Source organism: Pantoea sp. USHLN298, assembly GCF_037149395.1.
Lineage (GTDB): Bacteria > Pseudomonadota > Gammaproteobacteria > Enterobacterales > Enterobacteriaceae > Pantoea > Pantoea astica.
Map to the genome: position 1 here is coordinate 408082 of NZ_JBBCRO010000001.1, position 22259 is coordinate 430340.

At 56.1% G+C, this 22259-nt stretch carries 13 protein-coding genes, 1 pseudogene and 1 CRISPR repeat array; of the genes and pseudogenes, 9 read left to right on the plus strand and 5 right to left on the minus strand.

The genetic code is table 11. The features are described 5' to 3' along the window. Positions 1-98: 98 nt before the first annotated feature. Positions 99-872 carry an SDR family oxidoreductase gene (locus WFK59_RS02085; protein WP_233984829.1) on the plus strand — a complete coding sequence of 258 codons (774 nt, stop codon included), beginning with the start codon at positions 99-101 and terminating at the stop codon, positions 870-872. Here WFK59_RS02085 and WFK59_RS02090 read toward each other — a convergent pair. Then, positions 866-1444: a DedA family protein gene (locus tag WFK59_RS02090; protein WP_233984828.1), complete on the minus strand. Its 579-nt coding sequence runs from the start codon at positions 1442-1444 to the stop codon at positions 866-868. The two genes, WFK59_RS02085 and WFK59_RS02090, sit on opposite strands and share 7 nt — an antisense overlap. Positions 1445-1650: 206 nt before the next feature. On the opposite strand from WFK59_RS02090, the gene WFK59_RS02095 reads away from it, so the two are divergent. From WFK59_RS02095 to WFK59_RS02105, 3 genes are all read left to right on the plus strand, one after another. Then, a complete protein-coding gene (locus WFK59_RS02095) occupies positions 1651-2238 on the plus strand; it encodes a Yip1 family protein (RefSeq protein WP_233984827.1) in 588 nt (195 codons plus the stop codon). Positions 2239-2414: 176 nt separating this feature from the next. Further along, positions 2415-3362 (plus strand): D-alanyl-D-alanine endopeptidase, encoded by a 948-nt coding sequence (gene pbpG, locus WFK59_RS02100; protein WP_336754915.1) that lies wholly within the window; start codon positions 2415-2417, stop codon positions 3360-3362. 226 nt (positions 3363-3588) lie between these two features. After that, positions 3589-6033 carry a DUF3772 domain-containing protein gene (locus tag WFK59_RS02105; RefSeq protein WP_233984825.1) on the plus strand — a complete coding sequence of 815 codons (2445 nt, stop codon included), beginning with the start codon at positions 3589-3591 and terminating at the stop codon, positions 6031-6033. Between the two features lie 76 nt (positions 6034-6109). Here WFK59_RS02105 and WFK59_RS02110 read toward each other — a convergent pair. The 4 genes and pseudogenes from WFK59_RS02110 to dld form a co-directional block, all read right to left on the minus strand. Continuing rightward, positions 6110-6446, minus strand: a pseudogene (locus WFK59_RS02110) (IS4 family transposase); the annotation flags it as partial. Positions 6447-6681: 235 nt separating this feature from the next. Continuing rightward, positions 6682-7017: direct repeats of the CRISPR family, unit length 31 nt; unit sequence GTGTTCCCCGCGCGAGCGGGGATAAACCGGC. Between the two features lie 347 nt (positions 7018-7364). Continuing rightward, positions 7365-10016 (minus strand): beta-N-acetylhexosaminidase, encoded by a 2652-nt coding sequence (locus WFK59_RS02115; RefSeq protein ID WP_336754916.1) that lies wholly within the window; start codon positions 10014-10016, stop codon positions 7365-7367. A 47-nt stretch (positions 10017-10063) separates the two neighbouring features. Continuing rightward, positions 10064-11461 carry a chitoporin ChiP gene (chiP, locus tag WFK59_RS02120; protein WP_233984823.1) on the minus strand — a complete coding sequence of 466 codons (1398 nt, stop codon included), beginning with the start codon at positions 11459-11461 and terminating at the stop codon, positions 10064-10066. A gap of 288 nt (positions 11462-11749) precedes the next feature. Next, positions 11750-13453, minus strand: a complete 1704-nt coding sequence (gene dld, locus WFK59_RS02125) for a D-lactate dehydrogenase (protein WP_336754917.1) — start codon at positions 13451-13453, stop codon at positions 11750-11752. Positions 13454-13609: 156 nt separating this feature from the next. On the opposite strand from dld, the gene bglX reads away from it, so the two are divergent. The 5 genes from bglX (at position 13610) to WFK59_RS02150 (ending at position 22185) form a co-directional block, all read left to right on the plus strand. Then, complete coding sequence (gene bglX, locus WFK59_RS02130; protein WP_336754918.1) at positions 13610-15907, plus strand: beta-glucosidase BglX; 2298 nt, start codon at positions 13610-13612, stop codon at positions 15905-15907. Positions 15908-15994: 87 nt separating this feature from the next. Beyond that, entirely contained in the window at positions 15995-16870 is an 876-nt protein-coding gene (locus WFK59_RS02135; protein ID WP_336754920.1) for an oxygenase MpaB family protein, read from the plus strand. 232 nt (positions 16871-17102) lie between these two features. After that, entirely contained in the window at positions 17103-18416 is a 1314-nt protein-coding gene (locus tag WFK59_RS02140; protein WP_336754921.1) for an NAD(P)/FAD-dependent oxidoreductase, read from the plus strand. Positions 18417-19000: 584 nt separating this feature from the next. Next, complete coding sequence (locus WFK59_RS02145) at positions 19001-20110, plus strand: suppressor of fused domain protein (protein ID WP_336754922.1); 1110 nt, start codon at positions 19001-19003, stop codon at positions 20108-20110. Positions 20111-20289: 179 nt separating this feature from the next. Beyond that, positions 20290-22185 (plus strand): methyl-accepting chemotaxis protein, encoded by a 1896-nt coding sequence (locus WFK59_RS02150; RefSeq protein WP_293003439.1) that lies wholly within the window; start codon positions 20290-20292, stop codon positions 22183-22185. The last annotated feature ends 74 nt before the right edge of the window (positions 22186-22259 follow it).

A 22259-nucleotide genomic window follows, 5' to 3' on the forward strand; every position in this document is an offset into this window, starting at 1 on the left:
GATTCCGTCAGCGGCCGATTGACAGAATGGGCGCTGGCGGCGGGCGAATTTTTCAGGGACGTTATACTGGTGATGACACTTTCCTAAAGGAGGCCGTTATGACCACACCACAGAGTAAAGTCGCCATTATCACCGCATCAGACTCGGGCATCGGCAGCCGCTGCGCTGAAATGCTGGCAGAGCAGGGCTTTGACATTGGTATCACCTGGCGTTCCGATGAAGAGGGCGCGCAACGTACCGCACAGCTAGTGCGGGATAAAGGCCGGCGTGCAGAGATTATCCAGCTGGATTTGGCCGATCCTGAGCAGGGCGGTCAGTCGCTGCAACAGCTGATCGATCGGTTTGGCCGGATTGACGTGCTGGTGAACAACGCCGGGGCTAACTTCAAGGCGGACTTCCTTGATGTCACCTATGAAGACTGGCGTAAAACATTTGCCGTCGACGTGGATGGCGTCTTTGTCTGCGGCCAGATTGCGGCCCGTAAGATGGTTGAGCAGGGCGAAGGTGGCCGGATTATCAATATTACGTCGGTGCATGAGCACACGCCGCTGCCCGGTTCGGTGGCCTATACGGCGGCAAAACATGCGGCGGGCGGCCTGACTAAATCGATGGCGCTGAGCCTGCTGCCGCACAATATTCTGGTGAATGCGGTGGCACCCGGCGCGATCGCCACGCCGATGAATAAGATGAGTGATGAAGATGCGCACAAGGTGAAGATGCCGGAGATCCCGGCTGGCCGGCCCGGTGACACCCACGAGATCGCCAGCATGGTTGCCTGGCTCTGTTCTGAATGGGCGACCTACACCACCGGCCAGTCCTTTATCATCGACGGTGGATTCATGCTGGCGAATCCGCAGTTCAAAGGTTACTGATCGGCCCGACGATTATGCCAGCGGCGGATCACCCAGCGCAGCACAAAGGCAAACACAATCGCACCGACCAGCCACAGCAGATGCTTGAGGTGCTGGTCGAGTTTGTGCAGCCACGGGGCGATGATGCCGCCGGCAAAATAGCCGAGCGTGACAAAAATCAGTGCCCAGATTGCCGCCCCAATCACGTTGAGAATGAAAAACTTCATCGGGTTGAGGCGGCTGGCACCGATAATGATCGGGCCAATCAGCCGGAAGCCATACATAAAGCGCACGCCGATGACAAACAGGCTGGGCCGGCGCTTGATCAGCCGGTTCGCCTTTACCACTTTATCCTGATGTTTTTTCAGACGACGCAGAATGCGCGCGCCATAGCGGCGTCCAATCCAGTAGAGCAGCTGATCGCCAATGATGCCGCCAGCCATGGCGGCCAGCACCACGCCCGCATAGTGCAGCAGGCCTTCATGGGCGGCGACGCCGCCAAGTAAGGTAAACGTTTCCCCTTCCGCAATACAGCCGATCAGCAGCGCCAGATAGCCGTACTGGGTAATTAATCCGTTGATATCCAAATGCAAAATGACTCTCCCTGTTTGACTCTGTTTCTTTAAGTCTATACGCGTTTTGGTTTCGCTTCCGCCCGGCGTCCGCCCCTGCGTTTATTTTTGCTGTTTTTTTGCTCAGCTGCCACGAAAGTTGTTCTGCCGTTTATACTTGAACTGTCGCTGCCCTCAGAGACTCTGTTGCCGTTTCGGGCAGCCCTTCGCATCAGAGGAGTGACTGTATGAACCATGTCTGGGGACTTCTGGCGCATCCGAATCAGGAAATGCGTCATATCAAGCAAGAGAATGAGAGCGTCTCGCACCATTACACCCACCATGTTCTGCTGATGGCGGCGATCCCGGTTATCTGTGCCTTTATCGGCACCACGCAACTGGGCTGGAATCTCGGTGAGGGGCAGTTTGTTCAGCTTAATATCGCTACCGGGATTGGGCTCGGTATCCTGTTCTATCTGATTATTCTGGGTGGCGTGGCGGTGATGGGCCGGGTGATCCACTGGATGGCGCGCAATTATCCGCAGCGGCCTGGGGTACAGCGCTGCACGGTGTTTGCGGGCTATGTCGCCACACCGCTGTTTCTCAGCGGGCTGGTGGCACTCTATCCGCTGGTCTGGCTGTGCGTGCTGGTCGGCGCTTTAGCGCTGGTCTACACCGGCTATCTGCTCTATATCGGCATTCCGCTGTTTCTGAATATTGACCGTGAAGAGAGCCTGCGTTTCTCCGGCTCCACGCTGGCGATTGGCGTGCTGGTCTTTGAAGTGTTACTGGCGATGACCGTCATTCTGTGGGGTTATGGACCCCGACTGTTCTGATCTGCCGCTGCCGCCGTGCTGGCGGCAGCGCCTTTTTAACGCCCGGAAACAATCTCACCAGGAAATTTCTTAACCTTCAGCGTATGATGCTGCTGCCAGCCCGCGCTCTGACTGCACTGATGCGGGCGGCCTGTGTCTGACACAGCGCACAATCTCAACCGGGTCTTTTTTCTACGATGCCTGCAAAAATTCGTTTCACTTTGTTCTCGCTGGCGCTGCTCGTTTCCGGGCAGGGAATGGCATTACCGGCGCAGGCGACCACCTCGCTGTCACAAATGGCGCCGATTGCTCAACCGCAGATTGCCTCTGGCAGCGCGATGATTGTCGATCTCACCAGCAATAAAGTCCTGTTTTCCAGTCATCCGGATCGGGTCAGGCCAATCGCCTCCATCACCAAACTGATGACCGCAATGGTGGTGCTGGACGCACATCTGCCGATGAATGAGATGCTGACGGTGGATGTCAGCCAGACGCCGGAGATGCGTGGGGTATTTTCACGCGTCAAACTCAACAGCCAGATCAGCCGCCGCAATATGCTGCTGCTGGCGCTGATGTCCTCAGAGAACCGCGCCGCCGCCAGCCTGGCTCATGCTTATCCGGGCGGCTATAACGCCTTTATCCAGGCGATGAACGCCAAAGCGCGCGCGCTGGGTATGAAGCAGACCCGCTACGTTGAGCCGACCGGGCTTTCCACGCAAAACGTCTCCAGTGCTCAGGACCTGATCAAGTTACTCAAGGCGACGCGCGAATATCCACTGCTCGGCGCACTCAGCACCACTAAAGAAGAAACCGCCGTCTTCACGCATCCGAGCTATGCGCTGCCATTCCGCAACACCAATCATCTGGTGTACAAAAATGACTGGCGCATTCAGCTGACTAAAACCGGCTACACCGACGAGGCGGGCCACTGCCTGGTGATGCGCACCATGATCAACAATCGTCCGGTAGCGCTGGTGGTGCTGGACGCGTTTGGCAAATATACCCACTTCGCGGATGCCAACCGCCTGCGTGACTGGATTGAAACCGGCAAGGCTGCGCCGGTACCGGCCGCCGCGCTGGCGTATAAAAAACAGAAATCAGGCCAGGTCGCCAGCAACGGTGCCAGCAGTGCCGACGTCGAGTAGAAAAGAGTCGGTGTCGCGCACTGCGCGCACTGGCATTGCCTGCAGGCTGAGCAGGACATCGGGAAAACGCGGTCAGAGGCGTAAAGCCATTTTTACCTCTCTGGCTGCCCGACGTTAACCCGAAAAATGCCCGTTATTCCTATATTGCCATCCCTTGCAAAGCCCTACACTACGCGCGACTGGCGAGGGACGATCGCCTGATTTAAGCTGCCGGAATCTTACTCATATGTTTAAGCTACGATCCTTTTTTGCATTGTTAATGCTGGCGCTGGTGGCATTTGCCCCGGCGCTGACGCTGGCCGCGGATGATACGGCCAGTGCTGCTCAGGACCAGGACGCTCCGCCGAAGCTGAATGCCGCGGTTGAACTGCCGAAAATGCAGAAGATCCTCGATAAAATCAAAAGTCAGGTCTCCGTCGATGCTGGCGAAAACAAGCTGACTCAGCTCAATGAAATGGCGCTTGAGCTCTCTGGTAATGCCGACACGCTGGGACAGGCGCTGATCCCCGATCGCCAGCAACTGGACGCCCAGTTGCAGGTACTGGGGCCGGCACCCAAGGCTGACAGCGGCGTAAAAGAGACGCCGGAAGTGACGCGCAAGCGTAACGCGCTGGAAAGTCAGAAAAGCAAACTCGACGACCAGATCAAACAGGCCGAAGGCATTAAAAATGGCGCACTGACGCTCTCCTCGCAGATTACTAACCTGCGTCGTGACCAGTTAAAAAGCCAGCTGGCGCTGAACTCCGGCACCATTCTGGGGCCGCGTTTCTGGTCACCGCTGCTCAATAGTCAGGACCTGGATGGCGAGAAAATCGGTGAATTCCTGCAGGAGCTGCAGGACACCGCGGTACTCTCATGGGAGCCGGGCTGGCGCGTGGGCAGTGTCTTCTGGCTGCTGGCTGCGCTGTTAGTGATGACGGTCGGCCGTCGTTACAGCGAAGAGTTTCTGGCCTGGGTCAGCATTCACAAATTGCCGGAAGGGAAGTTACGTCGCAGTTTCCTGGCGGCTGCAATCGCCCTGACCACCCTGGCGGCTGTCGTCCTCACCTTTAACTTTATCGCCCTGGCCTTTACCCGCCGTGATGAGGTTTCTGAAAACGTTCAGGACTTCGTGGATCAACTGGTTCGGCTCAGCGTCTTTTGTGGCCTGATTGCCGGGCTGGGACGCGCTTTCCTCTCTACCCGCAGGCCCAGCTGGCGGTTACCGACCATCTCTAATGAAGTGGCGATGGCGTTAAAACCCTTTCCACCCATTACCGCCGTGCTGGTGTTTATCTTTCAGACCGTCGAGTCGTTTAACTACAGCGTCGGCACCAGCCTGAATACCACTATTTTTGCCAACGGCCTGACGGCACTGCTGATTGGCAGTACCGCGCTGGCGATCAGTATGCGCACCAATCGGGTTCGTCGTCGCATGACGCAGGCGGGCACACCACCGGAAGCGCGATCGACGCTGGTCGGACTGATCCAGATGGGCCTGACGCTGACCGGCATCGCCATTCTGGTGTCGCTGCTCATTGGTTACGTCACGCTGGCACGCTTCCTGAGTTATGAAGTGATCTGGTGTGGCCTGCTGTTTGGTTCGTTCTACTTCCTCAGTCATCTGCTCAACGATGGCTGTGAGAGCCTGTTCTCGACCAGTAACGCAACCGGTCGTCGCATTCAGAGTTCGCTTAACATCAATGAGCGTCATCTGCAGCAAACGGCTACGCTGCTGACGGCCATCGGCAAAACCTTTCTGGTGCTGGTTGTGGCACTGGCGCTGGTCAATGGGACCTTTGCCTCGTCAACGCCGATTGAGCTGCTGCAAAAAGTGATCGAGTTCTGGGGCGGTAAAGGACTTGAATCCCTGAATATCGTACCGGCGCATATGGTGAATGCGATAATCTGCCTGATCGTCGGCATCTATGTGCTGCGTTCAATACGCCGCTGGCTGGACAACGATTTCCTGCCGAAAACCACCATGGACGTGGGGATGCGGGTGTCGCTGGTGACGCTGTTCAGCAACATCGGCTTCGTGCTGATTATTCTGCTGACGCTGTCGATCATGGGCCTGCAGTGGAACAAACTGGCGTGGATTGTCAGCGCGCTGTCGGTAGGTATCGGTTTTGGCCTGCAGGAGATTGTGAAGAACTTTATCTCCGGGCTGATTCTGTTAACGGAACGTCCGGTAAAAGTGGGCGATCTGGTGACCATCAGCGGCATTGAAGGGGATATTCGCCGGATTAACGTGCGCGCCACCGAAATTCAGTTAGGCGATAAATCGACCGTCATCGTGCCGAACTCGCAGTTCATCTCGCAGAACGTGCGTAACGCCACCATGGGCAATGCGCAGGGCGTGGTGACGATCACGCTTACCTTCCCGCTGAATATCGATCCCTCTAAAGTGCGCGATATCCTGCTGGAGGTCTACAACGAAAACGAACGTATTCTGGAGACGCCAGAGCCGTCGGTGTCGTTCAAAGATCTGACCCAGCAAGGGATTGTACTGAGCGTGACCGGCAACGTGGCCGGGCAGCGCCAGATCGCTGGCGCGAAGAGCGACCTGCTGTTTGATATTCTGACGCGTCTGCGCAAAGAGGGGATACTGCTCTCGACGCCGCAAACCATGATTATTGAACGACGCCAGCAGGCGGTGGCGGCCAGCGAAGAAGAGAAGCTGCTGTCGTAACGCGAATCTCCCGATCCCGATGTCATGCTTCTGATTGCATGATCCTGAGGCCGACAAACGTCGTAATGCCAGTCAGTTAAGCAACTGACTGGCCCTTTTTCGGGGCTGTGGTGTATTTCCAGGGCCTCTCCGTTACCACCTTCGGGAAGGCCCTTTCCCTTCTTGTCGGTAACTTCATCCGTTCTCATACTTGCAAGATCACGCATCAGTTTCGGTATACGGCCCGGTGAAGCGCCCTGCAGGGTCATCCGCATTTTCATGGCCATTCCGCAGGATTCTGAGAAGCTCAGTTGATTCGGCCAGTCTCCTTTCAGCTGTTCCGCCATTTTAATTATCTGATATCTCAACAGATTATAAGCCAGTGAGGCACCTCACAGTTCCTGCTCCACAAGCTCCGGCTTTTGACTTCTCAAGTGCCTGTCCAGGGTGCATAAAAATCCGGAAACAGGTGAGCATTTCCGGATTCTTACAGAGCTACTGGATCGTTCAGGTGACCCTTAACTGATCAGCATTACCCTGTATGGGCGCTTTTTTTGCCTGAATTTTGTGCTGATGTATTAGTGTGCATTTGGGTTAAGTCTGGGTGTAAAATTCGGTAGAATTAGCGGTGACTGAAAAGTAGTTAGTAATCAAACGGATAATTTTAGAGTGTTCCCCGCGCGAGCGGGGATGAACCGGGGAGATAACTGCTTTCTCTACTCTCTGGTTGGTGTTCCCCGCGCGAGCGGGGATAAACCGGCCACTGCGCCCGGCGGTAAGTCGCGCTCGTTGTGTTCCCCGCGCGAGCGGGGATAAACCGGCGGCGGTGCTGCGCGCTAAAAACCTGCGTTCGTGTTCCCCGCGCGAGCGGGGATAAACCGGCCGTGGGAATGGCTCAATCAAGTGTCAACAAGTGTTCCCCGCGCGAGCGGTGATAAACCGCCGACCGTAACGACCTGGCATACGGGATGATCGTGTTCCCCGCGTGAGCGGGAATAAACCGGTCTGAATATGATAAGAAGCCCGTTACGGCTAACAACACATAGAGTGAAAAGTCATCTTTCTAAAAAAGCCCGCGTTTAAGCCTGGTTACAGTCAGTTAAATATATCAATGAATATAAATTCGCAGGAAAGCTTAGCGGGGGAGAGAAGGGATCAGGATTTCAGCCCGGTTGTACTTCATCAACGGGGAGCAGGTCAGGCCCGAACTCTCGGACCTTATTTAATTAACTGACGTGCATTACGACAAACGTCGGCTTTTTTTATCGCGGTTTACCGGCCTGGCCGCCTGGGCTGATAAATCCGGCCTGACGTTGCCAGGCCGCACCTCGGCCGCGTGCTGTCCCTCTGCTTTACAGTGACTCAACCCGGCTGCTGCGGAGCCCATCGGCGCTGACCGAACGTACCTGTACTGCGCCACTCACCTGAGGTGGTTGAGCGGCATCGTACCGCTGCCAGTGTGTGCCGTTATCCAGACTGTATTCCAGCGTCACACCAGGCAACGCAACATTCATCGCCAGCACGCCTGCGACAATTTTCGCGCCCGGCACCGGCAGCCGATAAGCGATACCGGCTTTGTCCAGCTTCGCCAGCTCACGCTGTCCCAGCAGGTTAGCGAAGCGTTGCCAGTCCTGCTGGAGCGCATGACGATCCACCAGACGGGTCTGCCCGCCGATAAATTCCCGTCCGGCCCGGTAGTCCAGCTCCCAGCTGGCACGATGCCAGCTGCGCTCTGCCACCGCAAACAAACGGGGATAAATCATATATTCCATCTGCGGGTCGGTACGCACGGTTTCACTCCAAAGCTGCGCGGAAAGACCATAGGCACCGGTCCACGGCTTATCCGATTTAGCGCTGAAAGCGTTACCGTCGCGATCTGTTGAGGTTTCAGCATTCTGCGGCAGGTTATCGGGGGCGAAGGCAAATATTTTGCGTTCATCACTGAAGCGGGTGCCCCAGTAGTAGCCGCGTTCCTGCGGATTGACCTCTGAGGGGAAATCGAGATAGAGGTAGTCGGGGCTGGAAATCACCACATCATAGCCTTTCTGTGTCCAGTCACTGGCGCTGTCAAAACCGCCCCAGTAGAGCGTATCCCAGAAATTGACCGCCACGCGTGGGGTGGCGAACGCACGCGCATCTTTGGCATCTTTTAAACCGTCCTGCCACGCCTGCATTTTGCCGATACCGTGACGCTGAACAATCGCACTGACTGTCATCGCAAAATAGCTTGGCAGATGTGCCAGATCGTTGACTTTTCCGCTGTTGATCAGCGCCTGACAAACCTGCGATTTAGCCCAGGGACGATCTTCCTGCTGCCAGTCGCGCAGGCCGGTGCCGGGCTTAGGCTGGTGGCGGTCGGAATAGCCCGGCCCAAAGCGAATATTTTTCGCTTCGTCACCCCCGAAATGCCAGGTGGTCAGCGGCTGTCCCGCTTCGCGGTGCATCGCCTGAATTTCACCGATCACTTTGTCGACAAAGCGCTGGGAAGCATCAATGCAGGGATTGAGATAGCTGGTGCGATCGTAGAGCTGTACCGAGGTGGTATTAGAGTCATCCGTCGGATCGATCAGGCGATATGCACTGGCCTGATCGGGTTGCCCGGCATGCATCAGTCGCTGGTAGCGTGCCTCCATGGCGATCACTGCCGCACGCGCATGGGCGGGCATATCGATCTCCGGGATAACGGTGATATGGCGCGCCTGCGCATACTCCACAATCTCGATGTAGTCGGCGCGGCTGAAATAGCCGCTGCCGTTGTTGTCACTGAACGGCCCCGAACCGAGCTGCGGCAGCAGGCAGCGCTGTTCAGTGAGATCGTGACAGCGCTGGCTGCCCACCTCGGTTAATTCCGGCAGGCCGGGAATTTCAATCCGCCAGCCTTCATCATCACTCAGGTGAAAATGGAAGGTATTCATCTTCCACGCCGCCATCTGATCGAGCAGCCGCAATACCGCCTGCTTGCTGTGGAAGTTGCGTGCCACATCAAGAAAGGCACCGCGATAGGCGAAGCGGGGCGCATCTGTCGCATCCAGCGTGGCGATCTGCGGGGTGCCGTCAGCAGGGATCAGGGAGAGAATCGACATCAGCCCATAAAACGCTCCCGCGGCATCGTAGCCGACGATGCTGGCACTGCGGGCGTTGATATTCAGCCGGTAAGCACCGGATTTGGCCAGTGCGCCGCTGAAATAGCCAGGCCGGATGTCACTGGTAATCGCATAGCCCGACGCGCGCTGTTGGACCCCCAGTTGTTCAAAGCGCTGAACAACCGCCTGGCGCGTAGCGGTACTCAGCCCGTTGAGCGACAGCGTGACGCCGCGGCTGAGTGAGGCATCGTGCGGATGAAGTTTAACCTCAAGCGGCGTCGGGCTGATCTGACCGCGTAAGGCCGAAGCGGGCAGAGGCGTGATATCGCTGTTTTTATCAAAGCGGCTGACGGGCTGCATCAGGACATTGTGGTCATCCGCGCTGCGTCGCCAGTTATCCCCAAACGGCAGCACAAACTTACTGAGATCTTCGCTGTCGGTGCTGGCAATGATTTGTGGCGTTGCCTGACCGGCGGTGACATACCAGCGCGGCATCACATCGGTGATAAACAGCTGCCAGTACTCGTTCACGATCGGAATCTCTACCGACTCGCCAGCCCCGATGCCGGTGAACTTATCGGTCGGCTCAAGACGGGTTAAATCACCGACTATATGGGTCATCTTAAACTGGTCGTTATCCACCCGCAGCGTCTGATGGACGTTGCTCATATATATGGCCCAGTGTTTGTCCGTCAGCGCCGGACCGTGGTTGGTCAGGGTAATGGTGGCGCGATTACAGGCCGCCCAGTCAGCCCCTAATGCTGCGCAGTCGACCCCGTGCAGAGCGGCCAGATTATCCTTCACCTGATAGGTCACGCCAAACTGGCTGATCTGATTTACCAGCGACTGCTCCGACGGACTGGCAGCGCTGGAGAGGGCAACGCTCAGCAGGCTGAGCGCAAAAAAACGTTGGGTTAACATGTCATCATCCTTGTTTCGGCTAGAGAGATCCCGGTCAGCGGCGTGGGTCAGAACAGGGTAAAGGGTGCGATCACCATCAGCTTGATATCCTTCTCGTCCTGAAAAATATTGCCGTAGCCCCCGCTGTAACTGGGCAGATTGCTGTGATTGTCGTAACGGGTGTAGTGCAGTTTAATCAGCGTATCTTTAGCGCGGCCCTGCTGAATCTGGTAGATCAGATCGAGGTTCCAGGCAGACTCGGTCAGCCGTTGACGCTGGTCAAACTGAGGCTGGGTGGCGGGTCTGGCGTCCCAGCCCCAGACCCAGGAGCCGCCCACTTTCCAGCCCGCCAGCTGCCACGGCGTTAAGTCGAGCAGGGCACCGGCAAAAATTGCTTTTTCACCGTTGGCGTTCCAGTCGGAACGGGCATCCCACCAGATATCCAGTCGTCCGTTGGAGCTGGCGTAACCCGGCGTCATACGTTGTAAAAAGAAGCCCTGATTCCCTTCGGCTTTAACCCAGGTGCCTTCGAGTCGCAGATCAACCGGACCGACGGTGTAGCCGACAGTGATCGCCTGTAACCAGGCCAAGCCGTCATAGACATCACGGGGATTAGCGGCACCGCCCGCTACTTTGTCGTGCGCCCCGTAAAACTGATAGCTGGTGTAAAGTGCATTGCCGTTTGGCGTGGCTGACCACGAGGCTTTGGCGAAATATTGATCCATATAATCCGCTGCCTGGCCAAAAGCGCCCTCAAGCACCAGATTATTTTTGAAGTCATATTTCATGCCGAATGAATGCAGATAGCTGACAGGCGTTTTGCCATCAGCCTGACGAAAATCATATAAGTCACGATACCAGGGCGCTTTATATTTGTCGCTCCACATCCAGGAGAGTGATAATGCACCGGCCTGCTGGAAATCATACAGCGCACCGACTTCGACGCCGCGATAGGTTCCGGGTAAGAAACTCCAGTGTGGCGCAATAATTGTCTGGCCGGTTGGCTGAATATACCCGGCGCGCAACCAGTAATCGTTATATTTTAATTTCAGTGCGGCTTTATAAACAGAAGCACCGCCGCTGTCGCCATTCCACTTTTCATCCCAGCGGGTACGCGCCTTACTGAAGCCAATTTCATTGGGTGCGGCGGGGCCGCTGTTGGAAAGCTCAGCAGCACCGAAAATCGCGAGGTCCAGACCAATCCACTCCCCGACATAGCCTGACTGATAGTCGAGATTACTGTTGAGCGAGGCATGATGTAAATTAGCCCGATACTGCCCCTGATATTCACTGGTGGGATCGGTGTCTCTGCGATCTCGCTGACGCTGCCAGTAAAAAACATTTCCCTTTAGCGATGAGTCATCAATAAATCCGCTGGCGTAAGCCGGTGATGAACTTATTGCTGTTGACGCAATTATTACGGTGGCTATTTCAATTAACGTTAACGCGTAATTAATTTTTCGCATGACCACTCTTCCCTGAATGAATTTAAGATGCTTGCTATGAATTTTTATGGCGACAATCTATTTTTCGCGACGCGAAATATCAATTGGCGGCAGGGTTTTTTGTGAACTATTGCGCAGAACCCGATGAGATAAAATAAAGCAGGTGCAATATGGGAGGGGAAATTAATATTCTGATAAAGATGTTAGTTATTGGCAGGGCTGCTGCAACGGGAGGCTGGCGGTGCGAACGGACTTCCCGGTTGTGTGACAATCAGCCTGCTCAGATAAGCAGGCTGACTGATAAGGCGATTAAACCTGCTTCACTGCCCATCCCTTTTGCTTACTGGTTTTGCCAATCCCCGGATTAAAACTGTTGGTGGGATCGAGCTGCCGGTAAAAGGCCGCCAGCTGCGGTTTGGCCTGATAAAGATGACCGACGTTGTGCTCCGCCGGATACTCCGCCCCGCGCGCCTGTAAAATCTCCAGCATCTGCGCTTTCAGCTGATGAGCATCAACGCCTTTTCTGACGATGTAATCCTGATGGAACACATGACAGAAAAAGTGACCGTAGTAGAGGCTGTGGCTGAGTGAGTTTTTTATCGCCTCGGGCAGGGTTTCAAACCAGTTTGGGTCGTTGCGTCGCAATGCGATATCCAGTGCCAGAATATCTTCCACCTCATCCGCATGCACCGCGTGATAGCGCACCGCGGCGCCTGCGGCGGCAAAACGATGCAGGAAAGCATGGGCACCTTCTTTCCCTTCACACTCAAAAAATTCGCCGCCGCCTTCGCGAAAGTAATCGCGTAAATAGTTACGCGCTTCAGCCACGCCGTCGCCGGACATTTTCAGCATCAGGTAATGTTCATATTTGTCGCGATACTGCTTCATTCGTTCAGGCAGATGCGCCGGAAAGAGGCGGCTCAGGCGCTGCAACAGGCGATCGCTGAAGTGCGGTTTGATAAATGACAGCTTGCTCAGCCAGGCATCCACACGACCTTTCAGCGTGAAGAACAGCGGCATCTTGTCGGTGCCCAGCTTGTCGATCATCAGAAAGGTATCTTTGCCGTAGACTTCGGCGATGTCATAGATATCGCGGTGCATATATTCACCCGCTACCGGCAGATTGCTGAAGTGCGCCAGCATGTGGCGGCGAATGTCGCTCAGCACGTCGGGATCGTTGGTACCGATATAGAACACCTGCTGCTGCGGTTCGCTGGCGAAAGTATCGAGACGCACGGCGAAGACCGCCAGCTTACCGGCACAGCCGGAGGCTTCAAACAGGCGACGCGCATCGGCGTTATAGCGGGCCGGCGTATCAGCATCGATCTCGCGTACCCGGCTGGCATAGTCGTGATCGGAGGCGTGACGGCCATCATGCAGGACATCGCTCTGCTGCCAGCGATCGTCATCCAGCCGGCCCAGAATCTCTTCCGGTGAATGCCCTAAATCGATGCCAAGATGGTTAACCAGCCGCAGTTTGCCCTGGGCATCTATCTGCGCGAACAGCGCCATTTCGCTGTAGGCCGGGCCGCGTTTGATCAGCGACCCGCCGGAATTATTACAAATTCCGCCCAGCACCGAGGCACCAATGCAGGACGATCCAATCACTGAATGCGGCTCGCGTCCCAGCGGTTTGAGCACTTTTTCCAGCTGATAGAGCGTGCTGCCGGGAAACGCCAGCACCTGTTTGCCGTCATCAATTAACTGGAGCTTATCCAGCCGCAGCGTACTGATTATCACCAGCGGACGATCGTAATCGTCGCCGTGCGGCGTCGAGCCTTCAGTCAGGCCGGTATTCGCCGCCTGCATCAGAATAATGGCGTCGGCATTGACCAGCGTCTGCAATACCCGCCACAGCTCCAGCAGCGTGGCAGGAAACACCACCGCCAGCGCGTCGCCTTCGCCGGAGCGAAAGCCTTTACGGTAGCGGGCGGTCTGTTCAGGTTCGGTAAGCAGATACGCAGGGCCGACCAGGCGGCGTAAGTCAGAAAGCAGGGCAGAGGTCTGTTTCATGGGCAATTCCCTTGTCTTATCAGTGCGTCATTACTGTAGCACGTCAACTCGCTGCAACGCAGTGTGACACCGGCAGGCTACCTGCTATTCTCTTCTTGTGGCACACTGCCGCCTGTTTATTCGATATTGCGCAGTTACTTAAGAGAACCCAACCTGATGAAATGGATTTACTCTGTTAGTCTCGCTGTCTCCCTCGCGATGCAACCGGCATTGGCTGAGACAATGCCAGGTAACCACCCGATGACCGAGCAGGCGCGGGATGCGTTCGTCAACGATCTGCTTAAAAAAATGACGCTGGATGAGAAGATCGGCCAGCTGCGTTTAATCAGCGTCGGGCCTGATAATCCAAAAGAAGTCATCCGGGAGATGATTAAGAAAAGTCAGGTTGGCGCGATTTTCAATACCGTAACCCGTCAGGATATCCGTGCGATGCAGGATCAGGCGATGCAGCTCAGCCGCCTGAAAATTCCGCTGTTTTTCGCCTACGATGTGATCCACGGCCAGCGCACCATTTTCCCAATCCCACTCGGCCTGGCCGCCAGCTGGGATCTGGACGCAGTGAAAGAAGTAGGGCGGGTTTCCGCCTATGAAGCGGCCGACGATGGCCTGAATATGACCTGGGCACCGATGGTCGATGTCAGCCGTGAACCGCGCTGGGGTCGTGGCTCAGAAGGCTTTGGCGAAGATACCTACCTGACCGGCGAAATGGGCCGCAGCATGGTGCAGTCGATGCAGGGCAAAAGCGCGGCCGATCGCTATAACATCATGACCAGCGTCAAACACTTCGCACTGTATGGCGCGGTGGAAGGCGGGCGGGATTACAACACCGTGGATATGAGCCCGCAGCGGATGTTCCAGGATTATCTGCCGCCCTATAAAGCCTCGCTGGATGCCGGCAGTGGCGGCGTGATGGTGGCGCTGAACTCGATCAACGGTGTCCCGGCTACCGCCGATGGCTGGCTGCTGAAAGATCTGCTGCGCGATAAATGGAAATTTAAAGGGATCACCATCAGCGATCACGGCGCGATCAAAGAGCTGATCAAGCATGGCGTTGCCAGCGATCCACAGGATGCGGTGCGTATCGCGCTGAAGTCGGGCGTCGATATGAGCATGAGCGACGAATATTACAGCAAATATCTGCCCGATCTGGTGAAGAGCGGCGCGGTCAGCATGGCGGAAATTGACGATGCGGCGCGTCACGTACTCAACGTCAAATATGATATGGGACTGTTTAACGATCCCTACAGCCATCTGGGGCCGAAAGAGAGCGATCCGCAGGATACCAATGCTGAAAGTCGCCTGCATCGGGCCGAAGCACGCGATGTGGCACGCAAAAGTATTGTGCTGCTGAAAAACCGGCTGGAAACCTTACCGCTGAAGAAATCGGGCACCATTGCCCTGATTGGTCCGCTGGCAGACAGCCAGCGCGACATCATGGGCAGCTGGTCAGCCGCTGGCGTGGCGAAACAATCCATTTCGCTGCTGCAGGGGATGCGCAATGCCACGGCGGGCAAAGCGACGCTGTTGTATGAAAAAGGGGCCAATATTACCGACAACAAAGGCATTCAGGATTTCCTCAACCTGTATGAACAGGCGGTATCGGTCGATCCCCGTTCGCCGCAGCAGCTGATTGATGACGCGGTTGCCAAAGCGAAGCAGGCAGATGTGGTGATTGCGGCGGTAGGTGAAGCGCAGGGGATGGCGCATGAAGCGTCGAGCCGCAGCGATCTGGTGATCCCACCGAGCCAGCAGAAACTGTTAGCGGCGCTGAAAGCCACCGGCAAACCGCTGGTGATCGTGCTGATGAATGGGCGTCCGCTGGCGCTGGTGAATGAGGATCGGATGGCTGATGCGGTGCTGGAAACCTGGTTCAGCGGCACCGAAGGCGGTAACGCTATCGCTGATGTGCTGTTCGGTGATTACAATCCGTCGGGCAAGCTGCCGGTCTCCTTCCCGCGCTCGGTGGGCCAGATTCCGATCTACTACAACCACCTGCCGACCGGCCGTCCGTACAACCCGGAGAAGCCGAACAAATATACCTCGCATTACTATGATGCGGCCAACGGCCCGCTCTATCCGTTTGGTTACGGTCTGAGCTATACCACTTTCACCGTGTCGCCGGTAAAAATGTCATCGCCGACCATGCCGCGTAACGGTAGCATCGAAGCCAGCGTTACGGTGACCAACAGCGGCAAGCGTGACGGTGCCACCGTGGTGCAGCTTTATCTGAACGATCCGGTCGCCTCCATCAGCCGTCCGGTGCAGGAGCTGCGCGGCTTTAAACGCATCATGCTGAAGGCGGGCGAGTCACAGACCGTGACCTTTAAGATTGATGTCGATGCGCTGAAGTTCTGGAACCAGCAGATGCAGCAGGTGGCGGAACCGGGTAAATTCAATGTGATGATCGGGCTGGATTCAGCGCGTACCCAGCACGCCCAGTTCGACTATCTATAACCGTTCACCTTTCCTCGTTCTGAGGGAAGGTGGCGCGGCGCGCCGGCAGCAACGGCGCGCCGCCTCCTTTCCGTTATCAGAGTGCTCATGATTAATCTGCGTGACCGCATCCAGCAACAGGTGTTTCGCCTTAACGGCCTGTCGCTGAATGAATTCGATATTTCTCAGCCTCCCGGCGATCCCGGCCTGTTTGGCCCGGATAGCGTTATCTGGCAGGTCCACGGTGATTTTACCTCGATGATGTGCGGCGGTATCAGCGCACTGCTGTTACAGATGCTGCACCCGGCAGCGCTGGCGGGCGTCTGGGACCACTCCAATTTTCGCCAGGATATGATGGGCCGCCTGCGGCGCACCAGCCAGTTTATCGCGGTGACCACCTTTGGTAACACTCAGGATGCCCATACGCTGATTGAACGGGTGAAGCGGATTCACCTTAAAGTCAGCGGCGTCGACAGCGCCGGTAAACCCTATGCGGCCAGCGATCCGCATCTGCTGACCTGGGTTCACGTAGCAGAAACCAGCCGCTTTCTGGCGGCTCATCTGCGCTACAAAAACCCGCGTCTCAGTCGCGCCGATCAGGATCGCTATTATCAGGAAGCCGCGCTGATCGCCGAAGCGCTGGGCGCGGAGAAGGTGCCGAAAAGCGTCCTCGATGTTGCGGATTACCTGCAACAGATGCGTCCGGAGCTGCGCTTTGATCAGCGCACGGCGGAAGTGACGCGCCTGCTGATGAACGCGCCCGCCCCAAGCTGGCAGGCCAGACCGGTGATGACGGTGATGCTGAAGTCAGGTTTTGGCCTGATGCCGGACTGGGCGCAGGCGATGTCCGGGCGCGAAACCGGTCGCTTTCAGCAGGCGATGATCGATCAGCAGATCGCGGCGATTGCCGTCGGGTTGAGATGGTCGATTCAGCGCGGCGCCTGGTATCGGGCGATGGTCAGGATGGGGCGAGATCCGGGGTGAGGGAGCTCAACCGGGCTATCAATGTCCGCTTTGTGCTGTAAGTTTAACCGATGGATACACGGCATTAACACTCCACCCGCCCATCGGTTTCTTTCACCGCTGATATCCGGATTAACAGTATCATTACCTCTGTTAACTTATCTGAAATCAAGAAGACCCGGATTATCGCTGGCATGGATAACCTCCTTTCTTTTATAACGTTACCTTCTTTTCTCAAATAAGGTTCAGGACGTTGCGCTACGCATCTATCCCCTTCAACCATAACCAGTCCGGCTGGCCTGCGGGCGACAACTGTTATGCCTCGTATCCAATGTTGCGGGGTGAGATGAGGGCCGACTGGGTGATCGTCGGCGCTGGCTTCACTGGTTTGGCCTTCGCACGCCGTTTAGCTGAAATAGATCCTGGGTTGAACATTATCGTTGTTGATGCACATCGCTCATCAGAAAGTTCATCAGCACGTAATTCCGGCTTCGTTATCGGTCTGCCTCATAATATCGGCAGCTCCACCGCGGAATTAAAAAAAGCAAATGCCTACCGGAACCTGCTTCAGGAAGGAATTTCACAGTTAGAACAGGTTATTTCACAACATAATATTCAGTGCGACTGGGAAAACGTCGGTAAATATCATTGCCAGGTTGAGCAGGGTAACGATCATATATTAAATGAATACACCCGCAATCTCGACTTAATGGATGAACCCTACCAGACTTTAGATAATGATGCGCTCTATCAGAAACTTGGGACAAAATTTTATAGCAAAGGCATTTTTACGCCAGGTTGTGTACTGGTAAATCCGGCGCAATTAATGACTGCGCTCAGCCACTGTTTACCGAACAATATCCAGCTTTTTGATAATACGCCCGTTCTGGGTATTCGTTATGGTGATCATGCCGAAGTCCTCACGCCCTTTGGCGTGATTAAAACCGCAAAAGTGATGCTGGCGACTAACGCCCTGTCGCCAGAACTGCTTCCCGGCATATCCCGTCAGGCGGCTATGGCAACCTTCGCCAGCATCACCGACCCGTTAACAGACCAACAGTTGGCGACACTTCCTCCCATGAAAAGTTGGGGTCTCACGCCGGTGAATGCTATTGCCGGGGCGACCTTCCGTTTCACCTCAGACCGACGCTTCCTGATTCGCCAGCATGTTATTCCCGCCTTAAAAGGTAAGGTTGACGCTGCGCAAACTTATCAGGCAACCCAGTTACATCAGCGTTTATTCAATAAAGTCTATCCGACGCTCAACGGGGTTAAAATAGCGCACACCTGGTCCGGTACGATTAGCGTAACCCGCAACGGCGCACCGGTATGGGGCAGGTTAAATAAATTTGTCTGTACCGCTGGCGGTTGTAACGGCGCGGGTATATCTAAACAGACCGTGGCGGGCAGTTTGCTCGCGGATATGATGATGAATCAGGACAACCCGCTGATTGCGGAGATGAGATCGCTGGGTCAGGCCAATTTTATGCCGCCGTCGCCTGCTCTGGATATCGGCATTGCCTGTTCGCTGTTTAAAGAGCGCTATCTTGGCCGGAAAGAGATTTAATTTCGCGTAACGAGATGGCCTGTATCAGGCGATCTGTGATGGCGGGAGAGTGTTCCCGCTTTTAACTTGCATAGCCGGTTTAAAAAACCATGATCGCTGACCTCAGTCAGGGAGTATTAGCGGCGTGAAATGACGACATCGCTTATCGGACGGGTCAAAACAAAGGCTTTGCGGCCCTGATGTACCTGCGATCTGCAATGATTGAATGTCGGTAGTGGCAGGTAACAAGGTTGAAGCCGTTCTTATTGCCTGACCAGATCTCAGCCCTTTGATATCTGAAAATTCCTTTCGCCTGGTCATCGTGGATACGGCAGCAAGCCTTTCCAGAGCGACCATTAAAAACTTCATGTGCCTTTCAGCCGACAGTCTGAAAACGACAACAGGAATATCCGCTAAGCGGATATTCCTGTTCGCTCAAAGCGGTCTTCAAACCGATAACGGCCGCACATTTCACGTTCTGCATCTCAACACTTCACCCCCAGCCTCCACACTTTGAGACTATTACCCTTGTCTCAGATGGCGGCAGTCACGATCCTGCTCTATTCTCGGGGAAAATGGATTCCTCCAGGCTTTGTCGAGGCACTATGACGTACAAATCCCTGATTGCTGAAGTCCACAATCAGCAACACACCCTGACCGCGATTGTCGAGCAGGATGCGCGCACCGCCTATTTTTATATCTGGCCGACCGATCTGTTTCGCAGCCAGTACGCGGTGCGCGGCTGTTGGTTACGAAACCTGCTGCCGGCACCGGCACAGGAAGATCGCGAAGCGATGGAGCAGGGCATTGCGCCGCTGCTCAGCGCCGAGTATTGCCGCAACCTGGAAGCGGAGCCGGAACTTGATCCGGCGGGCTTACAGGTGCTCTGGGAGCCGAGCGATGATGGCGCAGCCCTGTGGTATTACGGGCAGCTGCTGGCCGTTATTCCAGGCTGGAGCCTGTATCAGGAGAAGCAGGTCAGTTTCTCCGCCGGCTGTATCAAAAAAAACCGGCTGACGGCCCCGCTGGGTTCGGCCTCCACTAACGACTATTACGCCCGCGCTGAACAACAGCGCCAGTTCTGGCGTGAATGGCATGACGGTAGCGAGTGGGACAAGGTGCAGCAGGATTTAATGGCCTGCTACCAGGCGCGCTTTGGCGAGTCGGTGAAATATTATGCCATCGATCAGGGCAGCTGGCCGCCAATGGCGATTTCACAACACTGGCATCAGGGCGTCTGGTACTTCCTGACGCTTGGTATGAGCATCCGCCCGATGCCGCAGGTTGATTATCTGTTTGATGAGCTGGCTCCGCAGTATCGCCGTATCGAACTCGGCATGGCGGTTGACGGCGAAGTGATGACCGAAGGCAATGCGGTGCAGATGGCCAGTGCGCTGGCGGAGTTTGTGCATCTGCCGTGGGCGCGCCTCACCTGGCTGGGTGAAGGGCATACGCTGGCGTCGGAAGTGGCGCCGGTGGGTTTTGACAGCTTTTTGCTGTCGGGCGAGCTGGCTACTGAGAGCGCGCAGCTGAAGCTGCCGAAGCGCGACGGCGACCGGCCAGCCCTGCTGTGGGCCACGCCGGTTACCGAGGCGGAGCGCCAGTTTGCTCAGGCGGATGAGCACGGCGGGCAACGGTTGCGTGAGCGATTGACGGCTGACGGCAATAGCCACATCTTCCGGCCACGTCAGCAGGTGGTGGATTCACCGGAATAACGCGCAACGTCGCTGCTTCGGGCAAATCAGGAGCGGCGGCATCACCAGGCGCTAACACTAAATTCTCAGGCGAATCAGTCATATTTTAAAACTGTGATCCTGCTCATCTCAAGTTCCGCTGGGCCGCGCCGTTAACCCGAATAAGGCAATCGCGCCACACCAGGTCCAGGGGAACAAAGATGTTAAAAACAACACAATCCCGCTTCACCGCAACACTCATCGCTTTCTTTGTTGCGCTCCTCCTGATCACCGTCTGGGTGATTAACCAGTTTGTTGCTCCACAGCTGATCGACAGCGAAAGAAGTCTGGTTCGCTATCAGGTCGATTCACTGGCTTCCGGCATCGTCGAACAGATGAACCGCGTCCAGGCGCAGCAGCGCGCCATCACTGAAGCTGCGTCTGTGATGGATAGCGCCACCATCGACACCTTACTGCCGACGCTGGTGAACCAGTATCAGGACAGCAACGTGTTTGGCGGCGGTATCTGGCCTCTGCCCAATCGCCGCGATCCGGCGAAAGAAAAAAACAGCAGCTTCTTTGCCCGTAACGCCAGTAATGAACTGCAGGTCAACACCTACTGGAACTCCGATGCGGCTGATAAATACTGGGAGCAATCCTGGTACAAAGATGGCATGGCAGCAGCGAAAGGACAGTGTGCCTGGGCTAAAGCCTATCAGGATGCGGCCAGCCCGCAGCCGCGCACCAACTGCGCCATGGCGATCTATCGCGATGGCACCGTCTGGGGCGTCTCGACCATCGACGTAACGCTCGGTTTCTTCAACCAGCTGGCGAAACAGATGGGTGAAACCATTCATGGCAACGTGCTGATCGTTGAAGCCGACGGTAAAGTGGTTGGCAACGGTGCGCTGGTCAATGCCGCGCCGAAACTGGAGAACCTGGCCGATGTGCAGTTGCCGATGGCCGCGCCGCTGAAAGCGCTGCTGAGCGGTGTCGGCAGCCAGCCGCTGGAAACCACCTTTGACAGCAACGATGGTGAACAGACCCTGCTGGTGCAGGCGATTCCCGGCAGCCCGTGGTATCTCGCCAGTAGCCTGCCGACCAGCCTGCTGAAAGCGCAATCTCACAATATGCTGACCCGGCTGGGCCTGGTGCAGATCCCGCTGGCGGTGATCCTGCTGCTGGTGCTGCTCGGTTTTGTCCGCGCCATGATGAAACGCCTCAGCGTGCTTAACAGCAACATCGAAGCCCTGTCGACCGGCGGCGCGGATCTGACTCAGCGTCTGCCCGCCAGCAACAGCCCGGAATTTAACGCGGTGGCGCAGAGCTTTAACCAGTTTATCAGCTACCTGCAGGGGCTGATGCAGCAGGTCGGCGACAGCGCGCTGGCGATAACCGCCGCCTCACGCGAAATTGCCAGCGGCAACGCCAACCTCTCGTCGCGTACTGAAGATCAGGCCAGTTCGATTGTCGAAACGGCGGCCTCAATGGAAGAGCTGACCGGCACGGTACGGCAGAATGCGGACAACGCCACCCATGCTAACCAGCTGGCGGGCGATGCGTCACAGGTTGCGGCGCGTGGGACCGAAGTGGTGCGTCAGGTGGTGACGACGATGGGCGAAATTCATCACTCTTCGCGTAAAGTGGTCGATATCATCAGCGTGATCGACAGCATCGCCTTCCAGACCAACATCCTGGCGCTTAACGCGGCGGTGGAAGCGGCGCGGGCCGGTGAGCAGGGGCGTGGTTTTGCCGTGGTGGCATCCGAAGTGCGTAACCTGGCACAGCGTTCGGCTAACTCGGCGCGTGAGATTAAAAAGCTGATCGAAGAGTCGGTGTCGAATATTGATGCCGGCAGCGCGCTGGTAGAACAGGCGGGACAAACCATGGATGAGCTGATGCAGGGCGTCAGCAGCGTGACCACCCTGATGAGTGAAATCATGTCAGCCAGCCGTGAACAGAGTATGGGTATCGAACAGGTAAACGTGGCGATTACCCAGCTTGACGGCACTACCCAGCAGAACGCCGTGCTGGTGGAGCAGGTTTCCGCCGCTGCGCAGGCAATGGAAGTTCAGAGCACCCAGCTTGAGCGAGTGGTGCAGAGCTTTAAATTATAATTCCTCTCCAGGCCAGCCTCGCTGGCCTGATTTCCTTCCCGCTTCATTTGTTTATCACAGACTGGCTGTCGTTA